This window comes from Cupriavidus basilensis (genome assembly GCF_029335485.1).
GTDB lineage: Bacteria > Pseudomonadota > Gammaproteobacteria > Burkholderiales > Burkholderiaceae > Cupriavidus > Cupriavidus basilensis_E.
The window spans coordinates 1-11,072 of record NZ_JARJLM010000311.1; the positions used below are offsets into that span (position 1 = coordinate 1).

Annotated in this window: 9 protein-coding genes; 1 reads left to right on the forward strand and 8 read right to left on the reverse strand. The window is 68.6% G+C overall.

All coding sequences use genetic code 11. The features are described 5' to 3' along the window. On the reverse strand, positions 1-966 hold a 966-nt coding region (locus P3W85_RS18115; RefSeq protein ID WP_276265808.1), incomplete at its 3' end, for a helix-turn-helix domain-containing protein. A gap of 233 nt (positions 967-1,199) precedes the next feature. Between P3W85_RS18115 and P3W85_RS18120 the strand changes: the two genes are divergently transcribed. Next, positions 1,200-1,409, forward strand: a complete 210-nt coding sequence (locus P3W85_RS18120) for a hypothetical protein (RefSeq protein ID WP_276265809.1) — start codon at positions 1,200-1,202, stop codon at positions 1,407-1,409. Between the two features lie 26 nt (positions 1,410-1,435). On the opposite strand, the gene P3W85_RS18125 is transcribed toward P3W85_RS18120, so the two are convergent. From P3W85_RS18125 to P3W85_RS18155, 7 genes are all read right to left on the reverse strand, one after another. Continuing rightward, on the reverse strand, positions 1,436-3,808 hold the full coding sequence (locus P3W85_RS18125; protein ID WP_276265810.1) for a CHASE2 domain-containing protein: 2,373 nt from the start codon (positions 3,806-3,808) through the stop codon (positions 1,436-1,438). Further along, positions 3,798-5,537, reverse strand: a complete 1,740-nt coding sequence (locus P3W85_RS18130) for a FecR domain-containing protein (RefSeq protein ID WP_276265811.1) — start codon at positions 5,535-5,537, stop codon at positions 3,798-3,800. Before P3W85_RS18130 ends, P3W85_RS18125 begins: the two co-directional genes overlap by 11 nt. A gap of 42 nt (positions 5,538-5,579) precedes the next feature. After that, positions 5,580-6,329, reverse strand: a complete 750-nt coding sequence (locus tag P3W85_RS18135) for a response regulator transcription factor (RefSeq protein ID WP_035811429.1) — start codon at positions 6,327-6,329, stop codon at positions 5,580-5,582. Between the two features lie 220 nt (positions 6,330-6,549). After that, positions 6,550-7,920 carry an exopolysaccharide Pel transporter PelG gene (gene pelG / locus P3W85_RS18140; RefSeq protein WP_017226674.1) on the reverse strand — a complete coding sequence of 457 codons (1,371 nt, stop codon included), beginning with the start codon at positions 7,918-7,920 and terminating at the stop codon, positions 6,550-6,552. Position 7,921: 1 nt separating this feature from the next. Further along, positions 7,922-9,523 carry a GT4 family glycosyltransferase PelF gene (pelF, locus tag P3W85_RS18145; RefSeq protein WP_276265812.1) on the reverse strand — a complete coding sequence of 534 codons (1,602 nt, stop codon included), beginning with the start codon at positions 9,521-9,523 and terminating at the stop codon, positions 7,922-7,924. After that, positions 9,520-10,506, reverse strand: coding sequence for a lipopolysaccharide N-acetylglucosaminyl transferase (locus P3W85_RS18150; RefSeq protein ID WP_276265813.1), 987 nt, complete (start codon positions 10,504-10,506; stop codon positions 9,520-9,522). The genes pelF and P3W85_RS18150 overlap by 4 nt, the downstream gene beginning before the upstream one ends. After that, a partial coding sequence (locus P3W85_RS18155) for a PelD GGDEF domain-containing protein (RefSeq protein WP_276265814.1) occupies positions 10,499-11,072 on the reverse strand: 574 nt, incomplete at its 5' end. The genes P3W85_RS18150 and P3W85_RS18155, both read right to left, overlap by 8 nt.

An 11,072-nucleotide genomic window follows, 5' to 3' on the forward strand; every position in this document is an offset into this window, starting at 1 on the left:
CGTCGCCGACGGCAACTCCCCAAAAAACGCCCGGTACTGCGCCGCAAAACGCGGCAGATGATTAAACCCCCACCGCGCCGCCACCGCCCCCACCAGCGCGGGCTCCGAAGCCTGCCGGCTGCGCAGCGCCTGCCGTACGCCATTCATCCGCAGCGCGCGCACGAATTCCAGCGGCGCCAGCCCGGTGACTTCGTTGAAGCTGTATTGCAGGGTCCGGCGCGATACGCCCAGGCGCTCGCACAGGATCAGCACGCTCCACGGCGCGTCCGGCGCCGCGCGCACCATCTCGTAGGCTTGCGCCACCAGCCGCCGCCGCGCCGGTGGCGTGGGCAGCAGCGCATCGCCGCGGTCGTGCGCGAGGAGGGAGACCACCGCCATCAGCAAAGCGTCGCGCATGGCGCTTTCGACGAAGCGCTGGTTGAATACCTCGCTCTGCGCGGCGGTGGCGGCCAGCACCGCGAGCATGGCCGCGCGGAATTCCTCGGAAGCGGCACGGCGCACCTCGGTGGCCGGCGGCAGGCGCGTGATGAGGCCGGCATCGCCTTCGCGCTCCAGTGCGCGTTGCAGCGCGGGCATGGGCAGGGTCACTCCCAGCAGGTCCAGTGCCGGTGGCGTGCGCATGGCCAGCGGCAGGCCGTTGCCGGCCCGCAATACGGTGTCGCCGCTCATCCGGTAGCCGGAGAACCAGCCGCCTTCGCATTCGCGGTGCGGCAGGGCGATCGAGAGATAGCCACGCTTGGCCTCGCCCTCTTCCAGCAACGCCTGGTTGGTCTGCTCGCGAAAGACGTGGACGTCGCCAAAGGTCGCCTGCTGCACCCGGGCCAGAAAATGCCCTGGCGTGAGCTGCTGGTAGCGCTGGTGCCAACCGTCGAGGCCGCCCGCCGCCATGGCCGCCTCGGTGGCGATCAGGTGGCGTACCGGGCGCGCGCTGGCGCCCGTGTCGAGGGGCGTGATGTTGCTGGACATCCGTGGCAGCCTGGTGGGGCGGTTAATGCCATCGGCGGCTCGTCATGACCGGCCGCGGAGGACTTTTGAGGCAGGCAGTGCGCAACCATTGTATCGCCGGCCGGAGCTACCGTCGATGCGCGGCGCGGCACGCGCGCTGCCCGGGCCGGCGATGCCCGGGCACAACAGGCCGCCAGCCCTTGCATTTGTTGACAGTCGCCGTCACGGCAGCCGCATAGAATGCGGCGCTATTCATGGCAGGCATCGATATGGCATCCGAACGGAACAAATTGCTAGGCTACCTTGCGCTGTGCATGGTGGCGTTCGCCTTGATTACCGTGCTGTGCGTCACCCTGCAGGAAAGCAATGAGCGGCGCGAGGCCCGCAAGGTCCGGCAAATGGATACCCGCGCCGGCACGCCTGCCGCCACCGCGGCCAGCCCGGCCGCGCAAGCGTCGCGCTGACACCGGCGCGGCCCGCGCGCGCGGCCTCAGCAGGGCAGGATGATGGTAAAGGTCGCGCCGGCGCCCGCCGCGCTGGTCAGCCGGATCTCTCCGCCGTGCCGCTCCACCACGGTCTTGACGAATACCAGTCCCAGCCCGCTGCCGGCGGGCGCGTCGCGCTCGGCGTCGCGCAAGCGCGCGAAAGGCTGGAACAAGCGCCCCTGATCCTCCAGCGCAATGCCCGGCCCCTGGTCGGTCACGTCGATCGCCAACCCCTGCGGCACCCGGTACAGGCGCACCGTCACGGTGGTCTGCGGCGGGCTGAACTTGATGGCATTGCTGACCAGGTTGGCAATCGCGCGTACCAGCAGCACAGGCTCGGCCACCACCTGCGACGGCTCTTCTTCCACCTCGAGTTTCAGCTCGATGCGCGCCGCGCTGGCTAGCGCCCATAGCTCGTCGGTGGCGTCCAGCACCACGCCGGCAAGGTCCATCTCGATGAAGTTCAGGTGCGGCGCCTCGGCGCGGGCCAGCCGGATGAAGTCGTCGGCCAGTTCCAGCGTGCGGCTGGCGTGTTCTGCGATGCGGGCCAGCAAGGCGCCCTCCGGCAGCGCCCGGCCGGGCTCGTTCTGCAGATCGATCAGCGCCAGGATGGAGGCCTGGGGGGAACGCATATCGTGCGAAATAAAGCGCAGGGACTCCTCGCGGCGCCGCTCTGCCACGCGCACCTGGGTGATATCGATGACGCTGACGATCAGGCCCGCCACGCCGCCGGTGTCGCTGCGCAGCGGCGCGCCGCGCAGCAGCATGGGCTGCTGCCCGCGGGCGTCGAGCTCCACGCCGGGCGGGGCCTGTGCCGGCTGTGCCTGGCCGGCGCCGCCATCCGTGAAAGCGCTGCGCAACTGGTCCCAGTACTCGAGCCCCGCCTTGGGCTGGGGAAACACCTCGCGAATCAGCTCGCGGATATCCGGCCTCGGCGCGCTCATGTCGGAAAGCTTCGCGAGCGCGCGCGGCGCGAGCATCAGGCCGCTCCGGTTGGCAAGCAGCACATGCCCGCCCGAATCGCAGATGACGGTGGCCTCGGGCAGGCCTTCCAGCCCGTCCGCCAGGAACTGCCGCAGGTCGCGCAAGCGCGTGGTCATGCGGTAGACGGCACGCATGCGTGTATCGAGGTTGCGGCCGGACTCGCGCTCGCCGGCGGGCATCGCAAGCAGGCCAGGCTCCTGCTCGAGCTGCCCCAGTTCGTCGGTGAGGAACTGCAACGCGGCTTCCTGCCGCCGCCAGCTCCACAGCGGATAGACCAGGCTGCAGCCCACCAGCGCGCTGGCCGGCGCGAACCAGAGATGTCCGAACACCACCAGCAGCAGGCTGGCGCCCAGCGTGCCGGCCAGCAGCACCACGGTGACCAGCAGCGCATTGCGCGGCGTCAGCATCAGCGAGGCAAGGCTCGCGAGCAGCACCGGCAGCAAGGTGCAGAGCCAGAACCAAGGCCGCGGCAAGGTCAAGATGGCGCTGTCGCGCTGCAGTGTCTGCATGGCGTTGGCGATGATTTCCACACCGCTCATGCCATGGCCAGTGCGCGATACCGGCGTGGGAAACACGTCGCCCAGCCCGCTCGCCGTGGCACCTACCAGCACGGACTTGCCGCGAAAGAAGTCGCGCGGCAGCCTGCCGCCAAGCACATCGAGCACCGAGACCTGGCGGAACGTGCCCGGCGGGCCGGCAAACGGGACGCGCAACCTGTATCTGCGCGTCCAGCCATCGGCGCCCTGGCTATTCGCCTCATCGTCGTGCCGGTAGGTGGACACCGGCCGCTCCGGCCCGCCAAAGCCGACCATCGCGGCGGAGAAATGCTTCAGTTGCCGGCCTTGCAGCCCTTCCTGGAGGAAGATCTCGCGGGCAATACCGTCGAGATCCACCGCGATATTGATATGTCCCACCTCGCTGCCCAGTCCGGTCAGCGGATAGCGCACCAGCAGCCCGCCCTGCCCTGCCTCGGCCAGCGCGGGCAGCACGACGTTGCCGGCGCTGGCCATGCTGGCAGCCAGCGCGCGGTCGTCCTCGGGATGCAGCTGATCGGGCTCGGAGAGGATCACGTCGACTCCGATCACGCGTGGCGCATCGGCGGCGATGCGCTCGATCAGGTCGGCCAGCACCCAGCGCCGCCAGGGCCAGCGGCCGATCGCGGAAATACTGGGGTCGTCGATGGCGACGATGACGATGTCGTCGCTGGCGGCGTGGTGCTGGGCCGCCACCGACAGGTCGTAGACCGCCTTGTCGGCGCGCTCGCTCCATTGCAGCAAGGCGCAGGCGGTGACCAGCGCCAGCACGGCGGCGCTCAGCATGCCCCACTCGACCAGCGTACGGCGCTGGTAACCACCCAGCAGGCGGGCTGTCAGGCGCGCAAGGCTAGTTGCCACGATTGAGCAGACGTCCGCCGGCACCGATGGCCTGACCTTGCGAATCGCGCACGTACTGCATCACCTCGATACGTTGGGGAGCGGAGAAATGCGGCGGAACACCCGGCTTGCCCTCGCGCGCCACCCGCACGAAATAAATGCCGCTGCCCGGCCGCGGCAGCCTGGCCTCGCTGGTCTCGCTGCGCACTTCGGACACGATATGCGTGAAACCGTCGTCGGAAGCCATCTGCAGCCGGTAGGCCTGCACCGTGCCCGCGGCAGCGGCGGTGGCCGGCCAGGCGATCCGCAAGGTGTCGCCGCCATCGTCCTCCAGGCGGGGCTGCGGCGGCGACGGCTCAACCGCGAACGCCACCGGCTCGCCCCAGGGGCCGGGTTGGCCGGTGGCGTCCAGCGAGCGCACCCGCCACCACCAGCGGCCCGGCGCAAGCGCCTGGCTGGCCATCGGCGCCGCGTCGCGCGCCTGCACCAGGCCTTGCCCAAAGTCCGCATCGGCCGCGACCTCCAGTTCGTACTGCGCCGCGCTGGCGACCTCGGCCCAGGTAAATGTCACCGTCTCGCCATAAGCGGTGCCGTCGCGCTCGGGGACGAGCGTAAAAGGCGCTGGCGGATTGAGCCTCACCGTGAAGGGCATCACCGTGCCGGCGCCGCCCAGTTGCCTGGCGTCGAGCGCGCTGACGCCGACATAGAGATCGCCCTCCGGCAGGTCCTGCAATGTGGCCTGGGCACCACTCACGGTCTGGGAAGACAGCAGTTCGGTCTGGACCGCGTCGCGCGCCACCACCACGCGGTAGCCGACGGCGTGCGCCACCGGCGACCAGCTGACCACGGCGTGGCTGCCCAGCAGGGGCCGGGGCAGCGGCGCCAGCACCGGCGCCGGCAGCAGCGTGACTGGCTGCGCGAGCATGCCCGCCGAGGAGACGCTGATGCCGTAGCCGGCGCGCACGGCAGCCTGCTGCCCGCGCCGCGACCGCGCCTGTACCTTGCCCTCCAGCACCGCGCTCTGGCTGGCGCCGTCCTCGGTGCCCACGCGAAAACGCGTGCCGCGCACCCCCGTCACCAGCGAAGGCGTGTGGATCTCGAAACGGCCCACGCCAGTGCCGCGCGGCGCCACGCGGGAGTCCACCTCGCCCTGGCCAATGCCGATGACGGCGTCGGTCAGGCCCGTGCGGGAGAAAGCACGCAGCCGCCTGACTTCGATGGTGGAGGCCGGCGGCAGCGTAACGCGGGAGCCGTCGCCCAGCTCCATGGTGACGGTGGCGCCAGCGCCGGTCTCGATGCGCGCGCCTTCGCCGAGTTCCACGCCGGCCTGCAACGCGCGGCCATCGGCACGCGCCTGGCCCGTCACGAACACCACGCGGGCGGTGCCGTCGATCACCGGGATGTGCGCCAGCGGAATACGCAGGCGCATGCCGGGCGGCAGGCGGTAGGGATCCTCCACCTTGTTCAGCACCTGTAGCTCGCGCCACCTGCCCGGCCGATCCATGAAACGCTCGGCCAGGCCGATCAGGGTGTCGCCGGGACGCACCAGGTAGATAAAGTTGCTCCCCTCGGCACCGGCCGCCTGCGCGGCGGCATGGCCGGGCCATCCGGCGCCGGCCATCCCGAGTATGCCCACCACGCCGAAGGTACCCAGTGCGCCGACCGCGCCGGCCATGCGGCACACCAGGGTGCGCGAGGCGATACCGTTTTTCCTGCTTGCTGCCGTGTCGAACCGCTGCATAGACTCCATCTTCCCCGTATCCTGCTTATTTTTCTTGTCCTGCAAGCCTTGCTAGTCCTGCTGGTCCGGCTTGCCCAAAGTGTCCTGCGCAGGCGGCTCCTGCTTGTCGCCATCGGCCGTGGCTTCGAAGCGGTAGCCGTGCGAGTACACGGAAGTGAGCCGCACGCCGTTCTCGGGCCGCAGCGCCAGCTTGATCCGCAAGCGCGAGATGTGCGTGTCGAGGGTGCGCGAGCCGGCACCGATGGCGCGGCCCCATACGGCCTGCTCCACCACTTCGCGCGACACCAGGCGGCCCAGGTTGCGGAACAGGAACAGTGCCAGGTCGAACTCGCGCGGCGACATCTCCGCCTTGTTTTCGCCAACGGCCACCGTGCGCGCGTCCGGATCGACCCGGTAATTGCCCACCCGGATCACCGCGCTGTCCTGCTGCGCCTGCGGGTAGGTGCGGCGCAGCAAGGCGGAGACGCGTGCCACCAGCTCGGCGCGGCGGATCGGCTTGACCATGTAGTCGTCGGCGCCTGCGCCCAGGCCGGCCACGATGTCTTCCTCCATGGCGCGGCTGGTCAGGAAGAGGATGGGGGGGTTGCGCCCGGAGTTCTGGCGCACCCAGGTAACGATTTCATAGCCGCTGGTATCGGGTAGCTGCCAGTCCACCACCAGGAGGTCGAACGCCTGCTCCCGCAAGGCGCGCAGGAAGCTGTTGCCGTTGACGAAACATTCGCACTCGTGGCCAGCCGACACCAGGATCTGCTGGATCAGCTCGGACTGGCTCTTGTCATCTTCCACCGAAGCTATTCTCATACTCACCTCAATCTACCACCGCGCACAGCCAGCACCGCCGCCCGGCCAAGGCGCAATAGCCCGGGCAAAGCCGGGCGCGTGAGGGAGAATGGTACAGAATCAGGCGTCGCAGCGCCAAGACCAGCGTGAGAGGGGTGTCAGGGAACAGGATTCGGGGTGGCGGGATCCACGGCGGTGCCCATGGGCGGAAAAAGCGCGCGGTGCCGGCCTCGCCCGCCCCTCACTGCAGCATATAGGTCTCATATTCCAGGCGATCCAGCTTGCGGTCAAGCAGGTAGATCGCCAGCGCCACCACGACCAGCAGCGAAATCGCGAAGCCATAGCCGTACCAGGCGGGCCCCAATTGCAGCGTCATCAGCGTCAGCAACACGTTGAGGATCACGAACAGCCCGCTGAGCAGCAGCACCTCGCGCCGGCGGTCGAGGTAGAAGTAGATATTGAGCACCCCGAGCAACACCACCTGCAGGCTGGCGCCGATCACATCCACATACAGCAGCGGCAGGTAAAGCTCCGAGATGCCGAGCGCCGCCAGCACCCACTTGCCCACCACGAACAGCAGCAGCGCCGCGATCGCCTGCACCTTGACGATCTCGTACAGGCCCAGGCGGATGGTCTGGACCATGGTGTTGCGCATATCCTCGATATGTTCGAGCGAGCTGCCGCCGCGCACCGCGTTGTAGAAGGCGTCGTAATACTCGACGAAGTCGGTCTCGATGCGTACCAGGAACACCGCCATGCCGGGGATGATCGCCAGGTAGGCCAGGAACACCGGGATATCGTAGATGATCGACGCATGCAGCGGTCCGATCACCTGCTGCCCGGTTGACGGCGAGTACCAGAACATGAACTTGTCGAGCCAGATGCCAAGGTTGTACAGCAAGCCGATCGCCATCAGGCTCGGGTAGGCATAGCGCCGCTGGAACACCTCGAAGGACATGAAGCGCGGGCTGGTGTAGTTGCGGTAGATCAGCACCACCATTGCTGTCAGCAAGCTCAGTTGCCCGGCCACAAAGCCCAGCAGCAGGCCCTCCAGCCCGAAATCGCGCAAGCCCAGCGCCGCCCCCACCGTCAGCGTGTAGCCCAGCAGGAAGGTCCAGACGATGGCCTTGTACTGTTTCATGCCCGACAGGAAGATCACGGCGATCCAGATATTGCTCATCACCACGAAGCCCGCGGTCATCAGCAGCCGGTACAGCACCGATTGCGCCTGGAAGGCAAAGATCCCGCAGCCAATGCCGATGGCGCCCGACAACACCGTCACCAGCAGCGCCACCGCGTGGTAGTTCGACAGCACGAGGTGGTCGCGCTTCTCGAACAGCCGGTCGGAGGTGAAGCGGGTAAAAGCAAGCTGCATCGGTCCGGTCAGGATCAGGCTGACCGCGATCAGGTAGGTCACCGACACCTGGAACTGTGTCACCAGGCTGCCCGGCACCACGAAGGGCAGGCTCAGCAAGCCGATCAGCAGGATGCCGACGATCGACAGGATCCACGGCCCGGAGCTGATGATGCCGGCGTAGGCGTACGCGCCGAGCATGCCCGACAGGCTGTCGCGCCGGAGCATCTTGCGCAGTTCGAAACCAATCCCCGCCATCTCAGCGCCCTCCCTTCATCGGGCAGCCCGCGGCCTGGGCGGAGCTGGCGGGGGACATGCCTGACGGCGCCTGCGCCCGTGGCTGCGCCATCAGGCGCGTGTACAGATCGCGGTAGCTGCCCACCATCATCTCCTGCGTGTAATACCGCTCCACGCGCCGGATGCCGGCCTGCTGGGCGGCATGCCATGCATCCGGGGAGCCCAGCAGGCCGATGGCCTTGCCGGCCAGCGCGGCCGGGTCGGCAATGCGCACCACGTCGCCGGCCGCGCCCAGCGCCGCGTCTTCGCCGGGCAGGCCGAAGATCAACTGCCGGCAGGAGCCGACGTCGGTGGTCACGCAAGGCACGCCGGCGGCAAAGCCTTCCAGCACCACCAGCGGCAAAGCCTCGCTGATGGAGCTGAGCACCAGCACGCCCACCTTGGGCAGCAGGTCGTCGATGCGCTGGAAACCCAGGAACCTGACCTTCTCGCCCAGCCCCAGGCTCTCGGCCAGGCTGCGGCATTCCCGCGCGTATTCCGGATCCTCGTCCTCGGGCCCGGCGATCCAGCCCTCGGCATCGGGGAACTGCCGCACCACGGTAAGCATGGCGCGGATAAAGGTCTTGATGTCCTTGATCGGCACCACGCGGCCGATCAGGCACAGGACCGGCGGCACGCCGGGCGCGCGCCGGGCGCGCAGCGCGGCGAGCCGCGGCAGGTTGATGCCGTTCGGGATATTGCGGGTCCGCGCGGCGACGGCGCCATCGCTGACCTGGCGCTGGCGGTTGCCTTCATAGAGCGCGACGATGGTGTCGCCGGCGTCGTAGCAAACGCGCCCCAGCGTTTCGAAGAAACGCACCCACAGTTCGCGGAAATAGCTGATCTGCGAGATGTCGCGCTCGAACACATTACGGTTGTCGCGGATCCACTGGCTCTGGAACAGGTCGATCTTGCGTTCCTTGGTATAGATGCCATGCTCGGACACCAGCAGGGGACGCCCCGTGCGGTAATGCAGCATGGCGCCAAGAAATCCCGCGTATCCGGTGGAAACCGTGTGGTAGACCTTGGCCGGGAGCAGCCGCCCGGCGATGCGCGCGAGCTGCCACAAGGGCTTGTGCATGATGCGCACGGTCCAGAAATAATCGGTGAAGGACGGGTCCGTGCAGTACTGGCGGTATTGCTCGGTGATGGTCCGCCAGGCATTGCGGCTGTAAAGGAAGGCATCCTCCGACAGGCGGCCGTCATCGCCGAGCTCCGGCAACAGTTCGCGGATCAGCGCGCCGGCTTCCTGCTCCCGGCCGGGCTCGCGCAGCACCTCGTGCAGCCGCGCCGAGGCGTCGAAGGCGGTGGCGTCGCCATCGCTGCCGTGCACCAGCGGCGGCGGCGCGAAGTCGTAGAGAAAATGGGTTTCCAGGTGCACGACGTTGTCGGGCAGCGCGTAGGCCATATCGCCGTAGTCCTCGCGGCGGCTGCCGATGAAGACGATGGCGAAGCGGATCTCCGGGAACGCCCGGATCATCTGGTTGACCCAGCTCGACACCCCGCCGCTCACATACGGAAAGGTGCCCTCCAGCAGCAGGGCCACGTCGGCCGAGTCGGCGCGGGGCAAAGGGGTATCGCTCATGATTGCCAGTAACGCAGCAGGGGCCGTACCAGTGGCAGCGGCGATGGGCTGTCGAACGACAGCAGGATGGCGCGCACGGCGGCGTAGTCGCGCTCGAGATAGGCGGCTTCGGCCATCAGCGGCAGCGTGCGCTCGCGTGCAAAACCCAGTGCCTCGGCCCGCGCCAGCCATTCGCGCGCTTGCGCGGGCTCATTGCGGGTCAGGGCCAGGCGGCCACGCATATACCACAGCCCGGCCTGGCCGCCGTCCACTTCCAGCGCGGCGCCGGCATGGTGCTCGACCTGGTCCGCGGTGTAGCGGTAGACATCGCCTTGCACCAGGTTCTGGTAGATCAGTTCCCAGTACAGGTCGGCCAGGCGCTTGTGGATCTCGCCGCGCTGGCGGTCGTCCCGGGCTTCGCCCAGGCGCGGCAGTTCGGCCAGGATCTGCTGGGTCAGCTGCTTTTCAGCGCCGTCCAGCATGCCATAGGCCAGCAGGCGCACGTCGTCCGCGCTATCGGCCAGCAGGTCGCGCAGCACCGGGCTGGAGGTCCGCGCCGGCATCGACTGCATGGCCACCAGCGCGGTCATGCGCTCGGGCAACGGCGCGCGCGTATTGCCGAGCTGCGCGCGCAGGCGTGCGCCGCCGCCGTGGGTGACGCGCGAGACCAGGTGGGTGACGAACACCGGCAGCCCGACCGAGCCGATGCCGGCCGTGGGACGCTTGCCGGGGAACAGGCGCGCGATCATCAGGCTGCCCAGGCAGACGATCACGCCAGCCGCCGGCACCAGGAAGCTGAAGGCGAACAGGTAGCCGTAGCTCCACGCGAATGGCACGCGGAAGCGCCGCGGCAACATGCGCCACAGCACCATCGCGATCATCGCCGCGGCCAGCGCCTGCATGCCCAGGAAGGTGAGCAGCAGCGCGGTGCTGGTGCCGGCGCGCGCCAGTAGCGCCAGGGCGGCAAGCTGCGCGGCGATGCCGCCGATGCCTAGCTTACCCACGGCGGGCCTCGCCTAGCGCCACGGGCACCGGTACCGGCGCGGGTTGTACATCCACGTGGCAACGGTGCAGCAGCCGGGCCAGCGGCTCGACCGGCGCGCCGGGAGGCACCGCGAGGGTATGCACGCCGATGCGCGCGGCTTCGAAATCGGTGCCGAACTGGGCCCGCAGCATGTCCTCGATCCGCACCAGGTAGGCCGAAGCCGCCTCGTTGCCCGACAACGGCATCAGGGTGAGCAGCGCGCGCTGGTGCGCGCTGGTCAGGGGCCACGCCACGTCGAGCGCGCGGCGGCTGCGGATGACCTGGTCGAACAGCGCATCGCGCGATTCGTCGAGATCGAACACCAGCGCCACGATCGTGCTTTCGATGCCGCTGTCGCGGCGCAGGCGGGACAGGCGGGCATAGTCCAGCGCGAACTCGTAGGGGCAGCCGGCAACCCCGGCCGCGATGGCGCGCGTGGATGCGGCATGCTCGATGCCGTCGGCGTAGTAGCCCATCAACACCATCAGCAGCTGCAGGTTCTCGTAGCTGAGCGACAGGAACGGCATGCGCTCCACCACCAGCAGG